The organism is uncultured Aquimonas sp., from assembly GCF_937888285.1.
Classification (GTDB): domain Bacteria; phylum Pseudomonadota; class Gammaproteobacteria; order Xanthomonadales; family Xanthomonadaceae; genus Aquimonas.
Window position 1 is genome coordinate 1 of sequence record NZ_CALART010000108.1, and the last position, 20095, is coordinate 20095.

At 69.1% G+C, this 20095-nt stretch carries 18 protein-coding genes; 10 read left to right on the top strand and 8 right to left on the bottom strand.

From position 1 onward, the window contains the following. Positions 1 to 375: 375 nt before the first annotated feature. Positions 376 to 1638 carry a 6-phosphofructokinase gene (locus Q0654_RS19225; protein WP_298856616.1) on the bottom strand — a complete coding sequence of 421 codons (1263 nt, stop codon included), beginning with the start codon at positions 1636 to 1638 and terminating at the stop codon, positions 376 to 378. A gap of 154 nt (positions 1639 to 1792) precedes the next feature. On the opposite strand from Q0654_RS19225, the gene Q0654_RS19230 reads away from it, so the two are divergent. The 4 genes from Q0654_RS19230 (at position 1793) to mpl (ending at position 5689) form a co-directional block, all read left to right on the top strand. Further along, a complete protein-coding gene (locus Q0654_RS19230) occupies positions 1793 to 2944 on the top strand; it encodes an acyltransferase (RefSeq protein WP_298856617.1) in 1152 nt (383 codons plus the stop codon). 183 nt (positions 2945 to 3127) lie between these two features. Further along, positions 3128 to 3709, top strand: coding sequence for an adenylate kinase (locus Q0654_RS19235; RefSeq protein ID WP_298856618.1), 582 nt, complete (start codon positions 3128 to 3130; stop codon positions 3707 to 3709). Between the two features lie 88 nt (positions 3710 to 3797). Beyond that, entirely contained in the window at positions 3798 to 4334 is a 537-nt protein-coding gene (locus Q0654_RS19240; protein ID WP_298856619.1) for a hypothetical protein, read from the top strand. Continuing rightward, on the top strand, positions 4331 to 5689 hold the full coding sequence (gene mpl, locus Q0654_RS19245; protein ID WP_298856620.1) for a UDP-N-acetylmuramate:L-alanyl-gamma-D-glutamyl-meso-diaminopimelate ligase: 1359 nt from the start codon (positions 4331 to 4333) through the stop codon (positions 5687 to 5689). Before Q0654_RS19240 ends, mpl begins: the two co-directional genes overlap by 4 nt. A gap of 9 nt (positions 5690 to 5698) precedes the next feature. Here the strand turns inward: mpl and Q0654_RS19250 are convergent, their stop codons facing one another. The 4 genes from Q0654_RS19250 to Q0654_RS19265 all read right to left on the bottom strand — a co-directional run bounded on the left by Q0654_RS19250 (position 5699) and on the right by Q0654_RS19265 (position 9613). Continuing rightward, positions 5699 to 6391: an ABC transporter ATP-binding protein gene (locus Q0654_RS19250; RefSeq protein ID WP_298856621.1), complete on the bottom strand. Its 693-nt coding sequence runs from the start codon at positions 6389 to 6391 to the stop codon at positions 5699 to 5701. 5 nt (positions 6392 to 6396) lie between these two features. Then, positions 6397 to 7635: an efflux RND transporter periplasmic adaptor subunit gene (locus Q0654_RS19255; protein ID WP_298856622.1), complete on the bottom strand. Its 1239-nt coding sequence runs from the start codon at positions 7633 to 7635 to the stop codon at positions 6397 to 6399. 103 nt (positions 7636 to 7738) lie between these two features. Next, entirely contained in the window at positions 7739 to 9121 is a 1383-nt protein-coding gene (locus tag Q0654_RS19260) for a leucyl aminopeptidase family protein (protein WP_343230153.1), read from the bottom strand. A gap of 282 nt (positions 9122 to 9403) precedes the next feature. Next, entirely contained in the window at positions 9404 to 9613 is a 210-nt protein-coding gene (locus tag Q0654_RS19265; RefSeq protein ID WP_298856623.1) for a hypothetical protein, read from the bottom strand. A 57-nt stretch (positions 9614 to 9670) separates the two neighbouring features. Here Q0654_RS19265 and Q0654_RS19270 point away from each other — a divergent pair, with 57 nt between their 5' ends. The 3 genes from Q0654_RS19270 to Q0654_RS19280 all read left to right on the top strand — a co-directional run bounded on the left by Q0654_RS19270 (position 9671) and on the right by Q0654_RS19280 (position 13279). After that, complete coding sequence (locus tag Q0654_RS19270; RefSeq protein WP_298856624.1) at positions 9671 to 10945, top strand: GTP-binding protein; 1275 nt, start codon at positions 9671 to 9673, stop codon at positions 10943 to 10945. A 72-nt stretch (positions 10946 to 11017) separates the two neighbouring features. Beyond that, entirely contained in the window at positions 11018 to 12109 is a 1092-nt protein-coding gene (locus tag Q0654_RS19275) for a TraB/GumN family protein (RefSeq protein ID WP_298856625.1), read from the top strand. Between the two features lie 87 nt (positions 12110 to 12196). Continuing rightward, positions 12197 to 13279, top strand: a complete 1083-nt coding sequence (locus Q0654_RS19280) for a TraB/GumN family protein (protein ID WP_298856626.1) — start codon at positions 12197 to 12199, stop codon at positions 13277 to 13279. A 93-nt stretch (positions 13280 to 13372) separates the two neighbouring features. On the opposite strand, the gene Q0654_RS19285 is transcribed toward Q0654_RS19280, so the two are convergent. Both Q0654_RS19285 and Q0654_RS19290 read right to left on the bottom strand, forming a co-directional pair. Next, positions 13373 to 14032 carry a hypothetical protein gene (locus Q0654_RS19285; RefSeq protein ID WP_298856627.1) on the bottom strand — a complete coding sequence of 220 codons (660 nt, stop codon included), beginning with the start codon at positions 14030 to 14032 and terminating at the stop codon, positions 13373 to 13375. Positions 14033 to 14103: 71 nt separating this feature from the next. Beyond that, entirely contained in the window at positions 14104 to 15594 is a 1491-nt protein-coding gene (locus Q0654_RS19290) for an NADP-dependent isocitrate dehydrogenase (RefSeq protein WP_298856628.1), read from the bottom strand. A gap of 30 nt (positions 15595 to 15624) precedes the next feature. On the opposite strand from Q0654_RS19290, the gene Q0654_RS19295 reads away from it, so the two are divergent. Continuing rightward, a complete protein-coding gene (locus Q0654_RS19295) occupies positions 15625 to 16032 on the top strand; it encodes a winged helix-turn-helix domain-containing protein (protein WP_298856629.1) in 408 nt (135 codons plus the stop codon). A gap of 99 nt (positions 16033 to 16131) precedes the next feature. On the opposite strand, the gene typA is transcribed toward Q0654_RS19295, so the two are convergent. Further along, a complete protein-coding gene (gene typA / locus Q0654_RS19300) occupies positions 16132 to 17976 on the bottom strand; it encodes a translational GTPase TypA (RefSeq protein ID WP_298856630.1) in 1845 nt (614 codons plus the stop codon). 278 nt (positions 17977 to 18254) lie between these two features. On the opposite strand from typA, the gene Q0654_RS19305 reads away from it, so the two are divergent. Next, entirely contained in the window at positions 18255 to 18767 is a 513-nt protein-coding gene (locus Q0654_RS19305) for a peptidylprolyl isomerase (protein ID WP_298856631.1), read from the top strand. A 93-nt stretch (positions 18768 to 18860) separates the two neighbouring features. Continuing rightward, positions 18861 to 19940 carry a calcium/sodium antiporter gene (locus Q0654_RS19310; protein ID WP_298856632.1) on the top strand — a complete coding sequence of 360 codons (1080 nt, stop codon included), beginning with the start codon at positions 18861 to 18863 and terminating at the stop codon, positions 19938 to 19940. Positions 19941 to 20095: the final 155 nt, after the last annotated feature.

Genomic DNA, 20095 nt, shown 5'->3' on the forward strand with positions numbered 1-20095 from the left:
CGCGGCATGCCGCGCGCGTTGCCGAACGCCCGAGCGCTGAGCGCGAGGGCCGGGGCCGGAGGCAGGCGACGCGTTTGCGCGGCATGCCGCGCGCGTTGCCGAACGCCCGAGCGCTGAGCGCGAGGGCCGGGGGATTGGGGATTGGGGATTGGAAGGGGCAAAGGCCGAAGCCGCGCCCTGCGCGCCGCCGTCCGTCATGGCAGGAGTCGGATCTGGATTCCAAGGGTCCTTAAACGACGACGGGCTGCGCAAGGCAGCCCGTCGAGCGAAACCCGGTGACCCGGTCAGGTCAGAGCGCGCCTTCGAATCCAGCGACGCTCTTGCGAATCCCGAATCCCGAATCCCGAATCCCGAATCCCGAATCCCGAATCCCAGCTACTTATCAGCAATCGAATACGCCGGCAGCTTCTTGGGCACCAGGACGTTCTTCAGCGTGACGTAGCGCGGCAGCCCGTCCTTGCCGAAGGGCGGGAAGGCTTCGCCCTGGATCAGCGGGGCCAGGTACTTGCGGCAGGCCTCGGTGATGCCGTAGCCGTCGCGGCGGATGAAGTTCTTCGGCATCTTCTTTTCGTGGTTGGCGACCTTGGCCAGCGGCGCCGGCTCGATCTTCCAGCGGTAGGGCGCATCGCTGAGACGCTTGATGACGGGCATCACTGCGTTCTTGCCGGCCAGCGCGTACTCGACCGCGGCGCGGCCGACGGCCTGGGCCTGCTCCCAGTCGGTCTTCGACGCCAGGTGGCGCGCTGAGCGCTGCAGGTAGTCGGGCACCGCCCAGTGGTACTTGTAGCCGAGCTTGTCCTTGACCAGCGCGGCGATCGTCGGGCCCACCCCGCCCAGCTGGCTGTGGCCGAAGGCGTCCTTGCCGCCGGCCTCGGCGACGAAGCGGCCGTCGGGATGGCTCAGGCCTTCGCTGACCACCACGGTGCAGTAGCCGATCTTCTCGACCGAGGCCTTCACCTTGGCCAGGAACTTGGCTTCATCGAACGCGATTTCCGGGAACAGGATGATCTGCGGCGGATCGTTTTCCTCGCGCTGGGCCAGCCCGGCGGCGGCGGCGATCCAGCCGGCATGGCGGCCCATCACCTCCATCACGAAGACCTTGGTCGAGCTCTCGCTCATCGAGATCACGTCGAGGCTGGCCTCCAGCACCGAGACGGCCGTGTACTTCGCCACCGAGCCGAAGCCCGGGCAGCAGTCGGTGACCGCGAGGTCGTTGTCGACCGTCTTCGGCACGCCGATGCAGGTCATCGGGTAATCGAAGGTCTTGGCGATCTGCGACAGCTTGTGCGCGGTATCGGCGCTGTCGTTGCCGCCGTTGTAAAGGAAGTAGCGGATGTCGTGCGCGCGGAACACGTCGATCAGGCGCTCGTACTGCGCGCGGTTTTCCTCCAGGCCTTTCAGCTTGAAGCGGCAGCTGCCGAAAGCGCCGCCGGGGGTGTGGGCGAGGTCGCGCAGGGCCGCCGCGGACTCCTTGCTGGTGTCGATCAGGTCTTCGCGCAGAGCGCCGATGATGCCGTTCTTTGCAGCCAGTACCTTGACCTTGTGCTTGCGCGCGGTCTCGATGACGGCGGCGGCAGTGGCGTTGATGACGGACGTCACGCCACCGGACTGTGCGTACAGCAGTTTTCCCTGGCTCATGCGGGTTCCCGATTCGGTGTGGAGGGGCCTCAGGTTGGATCGCGATCCAGGCGGCCTGAGCGCTTCACAGTGTAGCCGCGCGCGAAGCGAGATCTGGTGGGTCAGGAGGTGGCGTGTGCCACCATCCGCGCCCTGACCGTCCTTCCGACCGCGCATGAGCACTCCGCACCACAGCACCGGCCCAAGCGCCGACGCCTACCTGCCGGCCGTCACCGGCCTGCGTGGCGTCGCCGCCCTGTGGGTGCTGCTGTTCCATCTCTACGACCTCGCGCATCGGATCGACATCAGCCTGGGCCCTATCGATCCTGCGCTCTGGTTGACTAGCGGCTACCTCGGTGTCGACCTGTTCTTCGTGCTCTCCGGCTTCCTGCTGGCGCCGGTCTTCATCGATCCTGCGCGTCGGGCGGCCGGCCTGTGGCCGTTCTGGCGCAACCGCCTTCGACGGGTGCTGCCGGCCCTGTGGGTCCAGCTGCTGATCCTGCTGGCGATCGCCGCGATCTGGGGCGGCGGACTGCCGCCCTGGGAGGAGATCGCCACCCACTTCACTCTCACGTTCAATCTCTGGCGTAACGAGTCGCCGATCAACGGCGTGTACTGGTCGCTGCCGATCGAGTGGAACTTCTACATGGTGCTGCCGCTGATGGCGCTTGCCTTCGCTGGCGGCGCCCGACGTGCGCTGTTCGGGGTGCTGCTGTACCTGCTGCTGGCGATTGGCTTCCGCCTGCTCTGCGTGTGGGCCGTGCAGCGCCATGGCGCGGACGGCGTCGTGCTCACGCGGTGGATCACCCAGCTGCCCGGCCGCCTCGACCAGTTCGCCTTCGGCATGGCTGCTGCGTGGTGGCTGCTGAGATATCCACCCGCCCCAATACTGGCGCGGACGTTGGCCTGGCTCGGCCTTCTTGCTGCGCTCGCACTGGCGGCTCTGGCCTCCGAGCTCGGCTCCTTTGTCGGCCAGCTGCGCATGCCCTGGGTGTGGCTGTTCAATGCGCTGATCGCGCTGGCCTTCGCCAGCCTGGTGCTGGGCGCTGCGGCAGATCCACGCGGCGCGGTGGCGCGCGGCCTGCAGTGGCGCCCATTGGCCTGGCTGGGCATGGTCAGCTACAGCCTCTACCTCTGGCATGCGCCTCTGCTGCACGGCTTCGCGCAGTGGGCCCAGCGTGCTGCCGGCCCGTGGGATCTCCTGTGGCTGACGGTCGCGTCCCTGGTGTTGGCCTGGCTCTCCTATCGCTTTGTCGAGCGGCCCTTCCTGGGTGCGCGTGCGCGCCGCGCCGAGCGTCGCCCTGCCCTTGCAGACGGCAGCGGATAGAACCGTTCGGGCTTTGCCTTCGTTGAATTGACTTGCCTGGGGGCAGCGGGTACGTTGCCGGCGATCGCACGCCAGGGGATATCGGCGGGACAGCGCGCCGCGCCCGGAGCATCGCGCGCAGGCGCCCCCACCGAACTGCCATCCCCGGTAGCGCCCCGAATTCCCTCTACTTCCGGATCTCCCATGCGACTCGTACTTCTCGGTGCGCCCGGCTCGGGCAAGGGCACGCAGGCCACGCGCCTCAAGGAACAACTGGGCGTGCCGCACATCTCCACCGGCGATCTGCTGCGCGCCGCCGTGGCGGCCGGCACCCCGCTGGGCCTGCAGGCCAAGGCGGTGATGGAGCGCGGCGAGCTGGTGTCCGACGAGATCGTGCTGGGCATGCTCGAAGAGCGCTTCAGCCAGCCCGACATCGCCCGCGGCTTCATCCTCGACGGCTACCCGCGCAACCTGGCCCAGGCCAGCGCGCTGGACGCCCTCCTGCATCGCCTCAACCTGCCGGTCGACGTCGCCGTGCAGCTGGATGTCAGCACCGAGCTGCTGGTCCAGCGCATCGCCGGTCGTGCGCAGGCCGAAGGGCGCGCCGACGACACCCCCGAAGCGGTGACCAACCGCCTGCGCGTCTATTCCGACCAGACCGCGCCGGTGATCGACTACTACCGCGAGCGCGGCCGCCTGGTCTGCGTTTTCGGCGTGGGCGCGATGGAAGAGGTCTCCGACCGCATTCTCGCCGCGATCCGCAGCGCCACGGCCGACGAAGCCTGATCGCGACCGGTCCGCTCACGGGGCTGGTCTTCCTCCGTCCCTCCGCGAGCAGCGGAGGGGCATCGCCCCGGACGACGAAAGCTCCTGCGTGAACCCACTCCTCGCGCGCCTCGTCGCCCTGATCCTGCTGCGCTGCGGGCCGCAGGATCTGCCTTTCGACGCCCGCCTGCTGCTGCGCCTGCTCGCGCTCTGGCTGCTGCTGCAGCTGTTGGTGCAGTTCTTCGTGCTGGACGGTGCAGGCGGTCCGCTGCAGCTCCCGCTGGTGCTCGGCTTCCTGCTGCTGCCGATCCGCCTGCTGCTGATGCTGCGCGGGCGCCGCGAGCGCTTCGTGCAGACCGCGCTCGGCTTCGTCGGCGCGAGCCTGCTGTTCGGTCTCGCCCTGCTGCCGGTGGTGCTGGTGCTGCAGGGCATCGAGCCCGAGCGGGTGCAGGCCCAGGGCCTCACGCCGCTGCAGACGCTGGCCTCCTGGGGCTTCCTGATCTTCACGGCCTGGAAGCTGGCGGTCGATGCCCACCTCTGGCGGCATGCCCTCGACGTTTCGCCGCCGCTGGCGATCGCCACCAGCCTCACCCTGTTCCTCGTCGAGATCGCCGTGCTGGGCCGACTCGCCGGAGCCTCCGAATGAAACTGCACATCCTCGGCATCTGCGGCACCTTCATGGGCGGAGTCGCCGCGCTCGCGCGCGAGCTCGGCCATGCGGTCGAAGGTTCCGACCAGAATGTCTACCCGCCGATGAGCACCCAGCTCGAAGCGCTCGGCATCGCGCTCGCCAGCGGTTACCGGCCCGAACATATCGGCGCCGACGTCGACCAGGTGGTGGTCGGCAATGCGCTCTCGCGCGGCAACCCGGCGGTCGAGGCGGTGCTGGATGCCGGCCGCGACTACAGCTCGGGCGCGCAGTGGCTGGCCGAGCGCGTGCTGCGCGGCCGCCGCGTGCTGGCGGTGGCCGGCACCCACGGCAAGACCACCACCAGCTCGCTGCTGGCCTACCTGCTCGACTGCGCGGGCGCCGAGCCCGGCTTCCTGATCGGCGGCGTGCCCGAGAACTTCGGCGTGTCCGCGCGCATCGGCGCGAGCCCGGCCTTCGTGGTCGAAGCCGACGAGTACGACACCGCCTTCTTCGACAAGCGCTCGAAGTTCGTCCACTACCGGCCCGAGATCGCGATCCTCAACAACCTCGAGTACGACCACGCCGACATCTTCCCCGACCTCGACGCGATCCAGCGCCAGTTCCACCATCTGGTGCGCACCGTGCCGGGCCGCGGCCGGCTGATCGTCAACGCCGAAGACGCGGCACTGGCCGCGGTGCTGGCGATGGGCTGCTGGACGCCGGTGACGCGCTTCGGCATCGACGTCGCGGCCGACTGGCAGGCGCGCTTACTTAAGCCCGACGGCAGCGCTTTCGCAGTGGTGCAGGGCGGCGAGGTGATCGGCGACGTGCACTGGAACCTGCTCGGCCGGCACAACGTGATGAACGCGCTGGCCGCGCTGGCCGCGGTCGATGCCTACGGCCTCGATGTGCGACCGCTGCTGCCCACGCTCGCCGGCTTCGTCTCGGTCAAACGCCGCATGCAGAAGCTCGGCAGCCCGCAGGGCATCCGCGTCTACGACGACTTCGCCCACCACCCCACCGCGATCCGCACGACGCTCGCGGGTCTGCGCGCCCAGGTCGGTGGCGCGCGCATCCTGGTCGCCATCGAGCCGCGCAGCAATTCGATGCGGCTCGGCGCCCACGCCGCCGAGCTCGCGCCTTCGCTCAGCGACGCCGACGCGGTGGTCTTCCTGCACCGGCCGGAACTGGCTTGGGACGCGGCCTCCGTGGTCGGCGCCCTGCGCGGCGAGGGGCACACCGTGCCAACGGTCGACGCCCTGCTCGACCAGCTCGCCGCACTCGCGCGACCGGGCGACCATGTGGTGTTCATGTCGAACGGCGGCTTCGAGGGCGCGCCGCGAAGAATGGTGGAGCGGCTGCAGGGCTGAAAAGGTGGGCTATTCGCCGCCGCCGACCAGCGTGCCCTTGTCCAGATGCACCGTGCGTCGCGCGTACTCGGCGGCCTTGGGGTCGTGGGTAACCATGATGATGGTCTTGCCGAACTCGCTGTTGAGCCGCTGCAAGAGGCGCAGCACCTCGTCGGCGGTCTTGCGGTCGAGGTCGCCGGTGGGCTCGTCGCAGATCAGCAGGCGCGGGTCCGACACAAGCGCGCGGGCGATCGCCACGCGCTGCTGCTGGCCGCCGGACAGTTCGTTCGGCTTGTGCCCGCCGCGGTCGGACAGGCCGACCAGCTCAAGCGCGATGCGCGCGCGTTTCGCGCGTTCGCCGGCGCCGAAATCGGTCAGAAGCAGGGGCAGCTCGACGTTCTTCTGCGCCGACAGCACCGGCATCAGGTTGTAGCTCTGGAAGATGAAGCCGACGGTGCTGGCACGCCAGGCCGCGAGTTCGTCCGCGCTGTAGTCCTCGATCCGCTCACCGCCCACCTTGAGCACGCCCGAAGTCGGCGAGTCGATGCCGCCGATGAGATTCAGCAGGGTGGTCTTGCCCGAGCCCGAGGGCCCCATGAGGGCGACGAAATCGCCCTCGGCGATGTCGAGGTGGATGCCGTGCAGCACTTCGACGCGCTGGCTGCCGCGCACATAGGTCTTGGTGAGCTGGCGGATCTCGACCAGCGGGGTGGAGGCGGCCACGGGCGTCAGCGGCTCGTCTTGCGGCTGACGCGGTCGCCGTCCTGCAGGGTCTCCGGCGGCGACAGCACGAGGGTCTCGCCGCCGCTCAGGCCCGCCAGCACGCGGCGCTCGCCGTTGGCGGCCTCGCCCAGCTGCAGCTCGACACGGCGCACGGTGTCGTCCTCGCCGAGCACGAAGGCGTGGCCCGCAGAGCCTTCGCCTGCGACCACCGCGCGTTCGGGCACCAGCGCGCCGCTGGGCGGCGCGGCGTTCGGGTCGGGACGCTCTTCGAGGAAGCTCACCCGCACGCCCATGTCGGGCACGATGCGCGGATCGCGGCTGTCCAGCGCGATGCGCACCTTGACCGTGGCCTTGCTGCGGTCGGCGGCCGGCACGATGGCGATCACGCTGCCGGGGATCTTCCAGTCCGGGTAGGCGTTCAGCACGGCGTCCACCGGCATGCCGGGCTGGACGCGGCCGATATAGGCCTCGTTGACGTCGACGTTCACTTCCAGCGAGTCCATGTCGACCACGGTGCCGATGCCGGTGCGGGTGAAGCCGCCGCCGGCCGACAGCGGCGAGACCATCTCGCCGGGCTGCGCGGCCTTGGCGATGATGACGCCGCTGAACGGTGCGCGCACTTCGGTGTTGGCGAGGTTGAGTTCAGCCACCGCGACCTGTTCGGCGGCGACTTCGGTCGCGCGCTGCAGCGAGGCCAGGCGCGCGGCGCGCGCATCGCGATCGCTCTGCGCCTGTTCCAGCGCGGCATCCGAGGTGAGCTTGCGCGCGGCCAGCTCCTGCTGGCGCTTGAGCGTGCTTTCGGCCAGCGCCAGCAGCGAACGCGCCTCGGCCAGCTGCGACTGGCTCGACGCCAGCTGGGCGCGGGCCAGTTCGAGCTGGGCGGCGGCGTCGATCGGGTCGAGCCGCGCCATCAGCTCGCCCTCGCTGACGCGCTGGCCTTCCTCGATCAGCACCTCCAGCACGCGGCCGGTGACCTTGGACGAGACCGTAGCGATGCGCCGCGCGGTGACGAAGCCCGAGGCATCGAGCAGCGAGGTTGGGCCGGCCTCGGCGGCGCTGCGCGCGCTGCCGGTCTCGACTTCGATCGGGCGCATCGCGCGCAAGGCAAAGAAGCCGATCGTGAGCACGACCAGCGCCAGAAGCCAGATCGGCAGGCGGCGCTTGCGCTTGCCGCGCCCCCCCTCACCGCGCGGGATGCGCAGGGCTTCCAGCAGGGCATCGGAGCGTTGGGCGTCCTGGCTCATGGGGTGGGTCCGTTCGGGCAGCGGGTGGGAATTGGCAGGTGCCAGTGTGAGGCATCGGTCAGGCGGCGCGCAGGCTGCGCCGCATGCCGCCAAGCGGATGTGTTCAACGGCGGTAGCGCTGCTCCAGGAAGGTCCAGGCCGCGCGCAGGCCCTGCGCCTCGCCGCCGGCCGGTCGGCCCGGGCGGTCGCTGTCGTTCCAGCTGTAGACGTCGACGTGGGTCCAGGCCTGCTCGGCGGCGACGAAGCGGTCGAGGTAGAGCGCTGCGGTGATGCAGCCGGCCATGCGAGAGGGGCCGGCGTTGGCGAAGTCGGCGATGCCGGACTTCAGATAGCTCATGTAGGGCCGCCACAGCGGCATGCGCCAGAGCGGATCGCTCTGCGCTTCGCCGGCGGCCAGGTAGTCGTTGGCGATGTCGTCGCGGTTGGCGAACAGGGCCGGCAGGTCGGGGCCGAGCGCGATGCGCGCGGCGCCGGTGAGCGTGGCGAAGTCCATGATCAGATCGGGCTTGCCCTCGCCCGCATAGGTCAGCGCGTCGCAGAGGATCACGCGGCCTTCGGCGTCGGTGTTGTCGATCTCCACCGACAGGCCGGCGCGGGTGGCGATGACCTCGCCCGGGCGGTAGGCATCGGCGGCAACGGCGTTCTCGACCGCCGGGATCAGCAGCTGCAGGCGCACCGGCAGCTGCTGCGCCATCACCAGCTGGGCCAGGGCCAGCGCGTGCGCAGCGCCGCCCATGTCCTTCTTCATGTTGCGCATGCCGTCGGCCGGCTTCAGGTCGAGGCCGCCGGTGTCGAAGCAGACGCCCTTGCCGACGATGGCGAGACGCGGATGGCTCACGTCGCCCCAGTTCAGTTCGATCAGGCGCGGCGCGCGGTGGCTGGCGCGGCCGACCGCATGGATGGCCGGGAAGCGCTCGCTGATCAGGGCCTCGCCGACGATGCTGCTGAACGCGGCGCCCTGCGCCTGCGCCAGGGTGCGCGCAGCCTGCTCCAGCTGCTCCGGGCCCATGTGCTCGGTCGGCGTGTTGATCAGGTCGCGGGTCAGCAGGCTGGCGCGCAGCAGGGCGACGGCTTCGGCCAGCGACGGGTCTTCAAGATCGATGGCGAGACGCGCGGCGCCGCGCGCCGGCTTGCGGTAGCGGTTGAACTGGTAGGCGCCCAAGCCCCAGCCGATCACTGCCGCCCCTCGCTCGATTTGCAGGCCGCGAGCATCCAGCGCATAGCTGCCCTCGGGCAGGCTTAGCGGCAGGCCGGCGAGCGCCCAGGGATCGTCGACGCGGGTGAGTCCGACCAGCACTGCCGCGAGCGCGCCAGTCGCATCGGGCACCGGCAGGTGGGCCCCCGGCTGGGCGCGGAAGCCCTGCGCCTGCGCCCAGCGCCGCGCGGGTTCACCTAGCGTGTCCAGCAGGTCGTCCAGCCCGGCTTCGCTGCACAGGATCAAGGGACAGGCGTGCGCGGCCTCGGCCGCGGAGGCAAAACCGTTCATGCAGAGGTCCGCAGGGGGAGAGGCCGCCAATGCTAGCAGGCCACCTGTCTCGAACCGTCTGCGTGGTGTGCGGCCTGCGACGTCCCGACGGTTCCGGCCGACGCGGCTTCCATCTCAGACGGACTGGCCCGCATCGAGCCTGCGGCCCGCCTCGGCGAACCAGGCCTGCACGCGCTGCAGATGCTCAGGGCCGTAGCAGCTTGTTGAAAAACGCCCTTCCCGGGCGTTTTTCTCGTCGGCGGTCCGGCGCAGGTCCGTACCGCCTCACGACGAATCACGCGCTTACGCGCTCGATTCGTCGCTCCGGCCATCCATGGCCGGCCCAGCAGGCTGTTTTTCAACAGCCTGCTGGTGACGCAGGAACTGCGCAGTGCCGTGCTGCATGGGATCCGCCAGCGCCTGCAGCCGCTCGCGCACGTAAGGCGCGGTCAGCGGAACCCGGCAGATCACCTGGATGCAGTGCCGCCATTCCTCATCGCTGTTGGGGATCATCCCGCGCCTCGATTGTGGATAGAATCGAAACGTTATAACAACTTTATGGAGCCCGCCATGGCCAGCCCCGTCACCGATTCCCGTCTACCCGTCACTGTCCTTTCCGGCTTTCTCGGTGCCGGCAAGACCACCCTGCTCAACCATGTGCTGCGCAACCGCGAGGGCAAGCGCGTGGCGGTGATCGTCAACGACATGAGCGAGGTCAACATCGACGCCCAGCTGGTGCGCGACGGCGGAGCCGAGCTGTCGCGCACCGAAGAGAAGTTGGTCGAGTTCAGCAACGGCTGCATCTGCTGCACCCTGCGCGACGATCTGCGCGCCGAGGTGCGCCGGATCGCCGCCGAGCAACGCTTCGATCACCTGCTGATCGAATCGACCGGCATCGGCGAACCGATGCCGGTGGCGGCGACCTTCGCGGTGCGCGACGAGGAAGGTTTCGCGCTGGCCGACGTGGCGCGGCTCGACACCATGGTCACGGTGGTGGATGCCGAGACTTTCGTGCGCGATTTCTGCTCGAGCGAGCGCCTGCGCGAACGCGGCGAGATCGCCGGGCCGGATGACGAGCGCGGCCTGGTGAATCTGCTGGCCGACCAGGTCGAGTTCGCCGATGTGATCCTGCTGAACAAAGCCGATCGCGCAGGGGCGGCTGGCCTGCGCGAGGTCGAGCAGGTGGTGCGCGCGCTCAACCGCGATGCCGAGATCATCGCCACTGAACGCTCGCAGGTGGCGCTGGACAAGGTGCTTGGCACCGGTCGATTCGATTTCATCCGCGCCCAGCTGGCCCCCGGCTGGATGAAGGAGCTGCGCGGCGAGCACACGCCCGAGACCGAGGAGTACGGCATCACCAGCTTCGTCTACCGTGCGCGCCGGCCCTTCCATCCGCAGCGATTCCATCGGCTGATCACCCAAGGCCTTGGCGGCGTGATTCGCAGCAAGGGCTTTTTCTGGCTGGCTTCGCGCATGGACTGGGTGGGTGAGCTGAGCACGGTCGGCGCGGCGACGCAGCACCAGGCGGCGGGCTTCTGGTTCGCGGCACGCGACCGCGTGGATGCCGGACGGGTGGATGCGCCCCTGCGGCCCGGTGAGGCACACAGCGCGCCCGCACCGAGCGCCGACGATGTGCGCGATCCGAACGAACATGCCGCCATGCTGCGGCTGTGGGACCGCGAGTGGGGCGACCGTCGGCAGGAGCTCGCCTTCATTGGCATTGGCCTCGACGAGCAGGCCGTGCGCGAGGACCTGGATGCCTGCCTGCTGTCGACGCGGGAAATGGCGCTGGGACCACGCGCCTGGGCGAACCTGCCGGATCCTTTCCCGCGCTGGCAGCGCTGAAACGCGCAGCATCGGACTGCGGACGGGTGCGCTTCACATCGAATGGCAACACGCACCGTTTAGCCTGAGGCGATGAACCTCGCCATCCGTCCCTCGACGACCCTACGCTCTGCGCTCGCTGCGCTGGTGCTGTGCCTCTGCTGCACCAGCGCGGCACAGGATGTTCCGGGGCCTTCGGCGGAGGGGGCGGAGCCCGCGCGCGCGCTCGATACCATTGAAGTCATCGCCGAAGTGACCGGCCCCGGCCTCTGGGCCCTGCGTCGCGAGGGCCACGTGGTCTGGGTGCTGGGCGTGCAGTCGCCGCTGCCCAAGCGCTTCCGCTGGGAGTCGCCGGAGCTCGACGCGCGGCTGGCCGAGTCCAGCCTGCTGATCGCGCCGCCGGGTTTCGATCTGAAAGGCGTCAATCGCTTCAATGCGGTGTTCCTGCTGCCCAGCCTGATCCGCGCGCGCCGCGATCCGGAGGGGCTGACTCTGGCGGAACGCGTGCCGCCTGAGCAGCACGCGCGCTGGCTGGCGCTCAAGGACAAGTACTTTCCGCGCAAGCGCGGCACCGAGAAGTGGCGGCCGCTGATTGCCGCGCTTGAGCTGTACAGCGAAGCGATGGAAGACGTCGGGCTGAGCTACCGCCGCCAGGTCTGGGACGCGGTCGAACGCAAGGCGCGGCGCCGGCGCATCGAGATCACCCGGCCCGAGCTGGTGATCGAAGCGGGTCGCCCGCGCGAGCTGATCCGCAGCTTCGCCGACAACACCCTGGACGATCTCGAATGCTTCGCGCGCACCCTCGATCGCCTGGAGGCCGACCTCGCCGACATGGCCGAGCGCGCCGAGGCCTGGGCGGTGGGCGATGTCGCCGCGCTGCGCGAGCTGCCTTTTCGCGACCAGGCCCAGGCCTGTCGTGACGCCTTCCTCAAGGCCCAGTTCGCCGAAGACCGCGGGCTCGACGAGATCCCGCAGCGCCTGCGCGCGCTGTGGATCGAGTCGGTCGAGTCGGCCTTGGCCGAGCACCGCAGCAGCGTTGCCGTACTGGACATCGCCCTGCTGCTCGACCCCGAGCTCGGCATGTTCGGTGCCCTGCGCGCGCGCGGCATCGAGGTGGTCGAGCCGGATGCCGTGGACATGCTGGACGAAGCGCCAGCGGCTGAACTGTCGGCAACCTCGCGTTGATTCGGCGGCGCGCTTAGCGAGGCGCTAACACGCGGCACGACGCGCTGGACGTAGAGTGCGCCGCCTTCACAGACGCGAGCGCCCTGCATGCCAAGCCCTACCACCGTGTCCCGCGCCATGCTGCTCGCTGTCCTCACGCTCGCCCTGCCGCCTGCGCTGGTGCAGGCACAGTCCATCGAGGCGCCGGCGGCCGAGGCGAGGCAGATGGAAACGGTCGAAGTCGTCGCCCGCGTCAGCGGGCCCGGCCTGTGGGAGGTCCGCCACGGCGACAACGTGCTGTGGATCCTCGGCACGCAGTCGCCGCTGCCGCGCCGCTTCGAATGGGTCTCCGACGAGGTCGATGCCCGTCTCGCCGAGTCCAGCCTGCTGATCGCGCCGCCGAGCGTGGAGTTTGGCGCCGGCATTGGACGATTCCGCGCCCTGACCCTGCTGCCCAGCCTGCTGCGGGCGCGCCGCAATCCCGATGAGCGCTCGCTGGAAGAGGTGGTCGGCCCGGAACTGTATGCGCGCTGGCAGCCGCTGAAGCAGCGCTATCTCGGGCGCGCTCGCAAGGTCGAGACCTGGCGGCCGCTGTTCGCGGCGATGGAGCTCTGGCAGGAGGCGATCGAGGACGCACGCATGACCGGCTCGGGCCCGGTCTGGCGGGCGGTGTCGAAGTCGGCGAAGAAGCTCAAGCTGCCGGTCGAGACGCCGCAGGTGGCGGTCGAGATCGCCGACCCCAGGGCCAGCATCCGCAGCTTCGCGCAGAGTCCGCTCGACGATCTGGAGTGCTTCAGCCGCACGCTGGAGCGGCTCGAAAGCGATATCGAAGCCATGCGCGAGCGCGCCGAGGCCTGGGCCGTAGGCGATCTGGACACCCTGCGAGCGCTGCCCTTCAGCGACCAGAACCGCGCCTGCCAGGACGCCTTCCTGTCGGCCAGCGTGGGTGAGAAGAACCGCATCGCCGACGTGCCCGAGCGCCTGCGCGACGCCTGGCTGGCCTCCGCCGACAAGGCGTTGGACGAGCATCGCTCCAGCGTCGCGGTGATCTCCATCGCCAGCCTGCTGGACCCTGAGAGCGGACTGATGCGCGGGCTGCAGGAGCGCGGCTACGCGGTGAGGGCGCCAGGCGATCCGGAGGCCATCATTGAAGCGGGAGAAGGAGCCGCCGCGCACCCGCAGTCGCCTTGAGTCGGCGCATCCAGCACTTGCGTGTTCGATCCGCGTGCGCGCCCTCCACGCCGCGTGGCAAGGCTGAATTCTTCAGCGTTGCCTCACCTGAGCTCACTTCGGCGCCGGTGCGGTGTTCGCCTCGGCCTGCAGCAGGGTCGGCGGATTGCCGCTGTTGCTGCGCCGGGCGATGAACACGACCCAGTAGTCGACGTGCTCGGTGTTGGGGTTGCGGGCATAGCCGACTGCGATCTCGTCCTGCTCGGCATAGAAGGGATGTTCGGCCAGCAGGTGGGTGCGGTGCGGTCGGGAGTCGAGGAAGGCCTGCAGGGCGTCGGCCGCGGTGGCATAGCCACCGGACACCGCTTCGACCTGGTTGTGGATGGACCCCGGATAGCTGCTTGGCAGCGTGTAGCCCGCCTGGCGCAGGCGCCGGTTGGGTGCCATCACGCCGTAGATGTGGCTGACTTGGCCGCGCGCTGCCATCTCCCTGGCCTTGGCGTCGGCAACGGCAGCGAGCACCGGGTGGCAGCGGAGCCGCATGCGACGCTGAAGCGGATGAGTGCGGATCAGCTCGGCCAGCTGCTGCGCCTGCAGGCTGTGGCCGCAGGCCGACACCGGGTGGTCGGCGAAGTCACCGGGTGTTTGCAGCGCCGGCCGCGCGCGGAACTCGTGAGCATCGGTCGCGGCAGGCGCGGCACTGGCGCCCGCCTGCAGGGCGGGCAGGGCGAGCGACAGCAGCAGCGACAGGGTGCGCAGGCGGTTCTTACGCATTGGCAGGCTCCGCAACGGTTGTTGCACAACCCTACCCGCTCGTCCGGGCGAGGGGAAGCCGTGCGCTTTCGCTACTCGCCCTGCGCCAGTGAATAGCCGCGCTGCTCGCCGAAGCGGTAGAGGTTTTCGGTCTTGACCGGTTCCAGGCCGTCCTCGATCAGTCGCGACAGCAGGGCGGGCACCGCGCGTGCGTCCTCGAAGCGGAAGCGCAGGCGCCAGTGGTCGCTGCACCAGGTGTCGGGATGGCCCTGCGGCCAAACGCGCACGCCGCGGTTGGTGATCAGGCTGAGCCTGGACTCGCCGGCTGCGGCCTGCGCGCGTTCGGCCAGTCGCTGCGCCGAGCGGCCGGCCTCGTCCCAGTGCAGGAACACATCGACGCCGTCGAAGGCCTTCCGCGCAGTGTTGGCAACCACCTGGGCCACCGCTGCGCGCGGCTCCGCGCGCGGCGCGGTCTCGGGATAGCGGACGGGCGCGAGCCGCGTCGGCTCCAGACCGAGGCGCGCGATCACCGCGCGACCGAAGGCGCGGGTGCCGACGCGTTCGCGGCTCAGGCCCTCCTGCCACAGGTCGGCGGTGTGCACGCCGTCCTCCAAAGTGCGCAGCCAGGCGTTGTGCAGGGCCTCGGCGGCGCGACTGCGGCCGACGTGCTGCAGCAGCATCACCGCCGCGAGCAGCAGGCCCGAAGGGTTGGCGATGTCCTTGCCGGCGATGTCCGGCGCCGAGCCGTGCACGGCCTCGAACATCGCCGCGCGCAGGCCGAGGTTGGCGGAGGGCGCAAGGCCGATCGAGCCGGCGACTTCGGCAGCAACGTCGGAGAGGATGTCGCCGTAGAGGTTGGGCGTCACCACCACGTCGTAGTCCTGCGGCCGGCTGGCCATGCGTGCGGTGCCGATGTCGATGATCTGGTGCTGGCTGCGGATCTCCGGATACTCGGCGGCGATCTCATCGAAGACCTGGTGGAACAGGCCGTCGGTGAGCTTCATGATGTTGTCCTTGCTCATGCAGGTGACGCTGCGGCGGCCATTCGCGCGGGCGTACTCGAAGGCGTGGCGGACGATGCGCTCGCAGCCCGGGCGGGTGATCAGCTTCAGGCACTGCACGACTTCGCCGGTCTGGCGGTGCTCGATGCCGGCGTAGGTGTCCTCCTCGTTCTCGCGCACGATCACCACGTCCATGCCCGGCTGCAGGCTGCGCACATAGGGGGCATAGGACACGCAGGGCCGCACGTTGGCGTACAGTCCGAGCGTCTTGCGCAGGGTCACGTTGACGCTCTTGTAGCCGCCGCCCTGGGGCGTGGTGATCGGGCCCTTCAGAAGCACGCGGTGCTGGTCGATGGCCTCGAACACCTCGGGCCCGAGGCCGGCGGCGTGGCCGGCGCGATAGGCCGCGAGGCCGACGCTCAGCGGCAGGAACTTCAGCGAAGGATCGAGCGCGCGCAGCACGTCCAGCGTGGCGGCCATGATCTCGGGGCCGATGCCGTCGCCTTCGGCGACTGCGATGGTGAGCGCGGCGGAGGCGGGCGTTGCGGCGAGGGCGTCGTCGAAGCGGGGCAGGGCGGACATGTCGGCACTCCAATACATGAAATACAGTTCATGAAAAAGGCTGCAGTAAAAACCGTGAAGGCCGTGTCGAAGAGCGTTCGGAAAAGCCTGCCCGAAGCGGCGCGCAAACCGGCGAAGTCGGTTCCTCCTGCAGCGCTGAAGGCTGCCGAAGAGGTATCGCCGAGTCCCGGCTGGACCTTCCTGAGCAACCACACCCATGTGCTGGTGGCGCTTGCCGCCGAGCCGGACCTGACCCTGCGCGACATCGCGCAGCGCGTGGGCATCACCGAGCGCGGGGTGATCCGCATCGTCGAGGAGCTGGAACAGGCCGGCGTGCTGAGCCGCGAACGCGAGGGTCGGCGCAACCGCTACGCGCTCAATCTCGAGGCCTCGCTACGGCATCCGCTGGAGCGGCACTGCCGGATCGGCGAGCTGCTGGATCTGATCCTGCGCAGGTAGTGCGGCGCAGATCGCCTGCGTGTATGCAGCGATCGAAGGCCGCAAATGCAGAAGGCCCCGCATGGCGGGGCCTTCTGCATTCACGTCACAGGGGTACGGTCAGTCGCCGCGGCGCGAGGCCTGCTTGCGCTCGTTCTCGGTGCGGTGCTTCTTGCGCAGACGGATCGCCACTGGCGTGATCTCGACCAGCTCGTCGTCGTCGATGAACTCCAGCGCCTGTTCGAGCGAGAACTTGATCGGCGGGATCAAGCCTTCGTCATGGTCCTTGCCGGAGGCGCGGAAGTTGGTGAGCTGCTTGCCGCGCAGGGCATTGACCGTGAGGTCGTTGTCCTTCGAGTGGATGCCGACGATCTGGCCTTCGTAGATTTCCTCACCCGGGTCGAGGAACAGGCGACCGCGCTCCTGCATGGCGATCTGCGCATAGGCCGGCGAAGGGCCGGTGCCGTTCGAGATCAGCACGCCGTTCTGGCGCTGACCGATCGTGCCGTCCGCCTTCGGGCCATAGTGGTCGAAGACGTGGAACAGCAGGCCGGTGCCCGCGGTAATGGTGCGGAATTCGGTCTGGAAGCCGATCAGCCCGCGCGCCGGGATCATGAAGTCCATGCGCACGCGGCCCTTGCCGTCGGGCTCCATGTTCTGCAGCAGTGCCTTGCGCTCGCCCAGCCGCGACATCACGCCGCCCTGGTACTGCTCTTCGAGGTCGACCACCAGGCTTTCGATCGGCTCCATGATCTGGCCGTCGATCTCCTTCAGGATCACTTCCGGACGCGACACCGCCAGCTCGTAGCCTTCGCGGCGCATGGTCTCGATCAGGATCGACAGGTGCAGCTCGCCGCGGCCGCTGACCTTGAACTTGTCGGCGTCGGAGGTGTCTTCGACCTTGAGCGCCACGTTGTGCTGGGTCTCGCGCACCAGGCGGTCGCGCAGCTGGCGCGAGGTGAGGAACTTGCCGCCGCTGCGCTCCTTGTTGCCGGCGAAGGGCGAGTCGTTGACCTGGAAGGTCATCGAGATGGTCGGCTCGTCGACGGTGAGCACCGGCAGCTGCTCGGGGGTCGACACGTCGCAGATTGTGTCGGAGATGCCCAGGCCCTCGACGCCGGAGATGGCGATGATGTCGCCGGCCTGCGCTTCCTTCACCTCGTGGCGCTCCAGGCCCATGAAGCCCAGCACCTGCAGCACCTTGCCGTTGCGGGTCTTGCCCTCGCGGTCGACCACGGTCACCGGCATGTTGGTGCGGATCTTGCCGCGCTGCACGCGACCCACGCCGATGATGCCGACGTAGTTGTTGTAGTCGAGCGAGGTGATGCGCATCTGGAACGGACCGTCGAGGTCGACCGGCGGCGGCGGGACCTTGTCGACGATGGTCTGGAACAGCGGGGTCATGTCGCCCGAGCGCACCGACTCGTCCATGCCGGCGTAGCCGTTGAGGCCCGAGGCATAGACCACGGTGAAGTCGAGCTGCTCATCGGTGGCGCCCAGGCGGTCGAACAGGTCGAAGGTCTGGTTGAGCACCCAGTCCGGGCGGGCGCCCGGGCGGTCGACCTTGTTGATCACCACGATCGGCTTGAAGCCCATCGCGAAGGCCTTCTGGGTGACGAAGCGGGTCTGCGGCATCGGGCCGTCCATGGCGTCGACCAGGATCAGCACCGAGTCGACCATCGACAGCACGCGCTCGACCTCGCCGCCGAAGTCGGCATGGCCCGGGGTGTCGACGATGTTGATCCGGAACTCCTCGCCGGCCGGCGACGTCCAGCGGATCGCCGTGTTCTTGGAGAGGATGGTGATGCCGCGCTCTTTCTCGAGGTCGTTCGAGTCCATCACGCGCTCGGCGACTTTCTCGCGCTCGCCGAAGGTGCCGGACTGCTTGAGCAGCTGGTCGACGAGGGTGGTCTTGCCGTGGTCGACGTGGGCGACGATGGCGATGTTGCGCAGGTTCTGGATCATGGGGCACGGCCTGAAGCGAGCCACGCAAGCGTCGCGGATCGCGGATGGAAAGAAGTGTTCGGACAGGTCTCGCGCACACTGCGCTGCTGGCACTCGGCCAGGGCAAACGGTTGTGGGGGAACAACGCGCGCTGGAGAGAAACGGCGACCTGCCGCCCGCGGCCAGTCATCACTGGCGCTTGACGCGGCGCGGCATTATACCGGCCTGCGGCTGACAAGCCAGTTGCAGTGCGGCTGGATGGCTTATCCTTGGCGGCTGTCATTCATCGGGAAGCCCCCATGTCCGAGCTGATCGCCCATTTCGACACCGCCAAAGGCCCGATCCGCGTGCGTCTGCATGCCGACGCCTGCCCCGTGACGGTCGCCAACTTCGTCAACCTGGCCAACCGCGGTTTCTACAACGGCCTGAACTTCCACCGCGTGATCGCCGACTTCATGATCCAGGGCGGCTGCCCCGAAGGCAGCGGTCGCGGCGGCCCCGGCTACCGCTTCGAGGACGAGTGCACCCCCAGCCTGCGCCACGAGCGCGGCGTGCTGTCGATGGCCAATGCCGGCCCCGGCACCAACGGCAGCCAGTTCTTCATCACCCACGTGCCCTGCGGCTGGCTGGACGGCAAGCACACCGTGTTCGGCAAGGTGCTCGACGACGGCGACCAGAAAGTGGTCGACGCGATCGCCGGCGGTGACGCCCTGAACAGCGTCAGGATCGAGGGCGATGCATCCGCCCTGCTGGCTGCGCAGGCCAAGCGCATCGCCGAATGGAACGCCGTGCTGGACGCGCGTCGTCCCTGAGTCCAGCGCCACGCGACGTCGTCACCAGATCCCGGCCCGCCCTGCGCGCCGGGATCTGTCGTTTCAGGCCCCCGGAATGTTCGGAATCCTCTGATGCTCTACCTCACTTTTGCCGCAGGCCTGGTCCTGCTGATCCTGGGCGCCGACGTGCTGGTGCGCGGCGCTTCCAAGCTGGCGCTCAGCTGGGGCATCAGCCCGCTCGTGGTCGGCCTGACCGTGGTCGCCTTCGGGACCAGCGCACCCGAGTTCGCGGTGTCCCTGCGCGGTGCACTGGAAGGCCAGGCCGACATCTCGCTGGGCAACGTGGTCGGCAGCAACATCCTCAACATCCTGCTGATCCTGGGCGTGTCGGCGCTGATCGTGCCGCTGGTGGTCAACCGCCAGATCGTCCGCCAGGAGGTGCCGATCATGGTCGGCGCCTCGATCCTGCTGTTCGTCCTGTCCCTGGACGGCTCGATCGGCCGTATCGAAGGCGGGCTGATGTTCTTCGGCCTGTTTGCCTACATCGGCCTGCTGTACTGGCAGAGCCGCCGTCGGCCGGCCGATGAGCTGGATCTCGAGCTGCCGCCCGACTCCAACTGGGACCGCCACTGGGCGGTGCAGCTGCTGCTGATCGCCGTGGGCCTGGGGATGCTGCTGCTCGGCGCGCGTTGGCTGGTGCAAGCCGCGATCGTGTTCGCGCAGTGGCTGGGCGTGAGTGAGCTGGTGATTGGCCTGACCGTGGTCGCGGTCGGCACTTCGCTGCCCGAGATCGCGACCTCGATCATCGCCGCCCTGCGCGGGCAGCGCGACATGGCGGTCGGCAACATCGTCGGCAGCAACATCTTCAACATCCTCGGCGTGGCCGGCCTGACCGCGCTGGTGGCACCCATGGCCCTGCCGGTCTCGCAGGCGCTGATCACCTTCGACATGCAGGTGATGCTGGCGGCAGCGATCGCCTGCTTGCCGATCCTGTTCTCGGGGCACCTGATCGCGCGCTGGGAAGGAGGGATGTTCCTCGGCTACTACTGCGCCTACACCGCTTTCCTGATCCTGGCCTCGGCCGAGCACGACGCGCTCGACGAGTTCGCCACGGTCATGCAGTGGGTCGTACTGCCCATCACCGCCGCCACCTTGCTTGCCATCACCATGCGCGAGCTGCGCCGGCGCAGACAGGGGGTTCGGCCGGGCTAGGCCCGCGTGAAACCAGGCGGCTCAGCCTGCGACTGCGTTGAAGCCGGCTTCAGGCCCTGATTGCAGCCCGGGGCGGCGTCGGGGTGCAGAGCGGAGAGCCGAGAGCGGAGAGCGGAGAGCGGAGAGCGGAGAGCGGAGAGCGGAGAGCGGAGAGC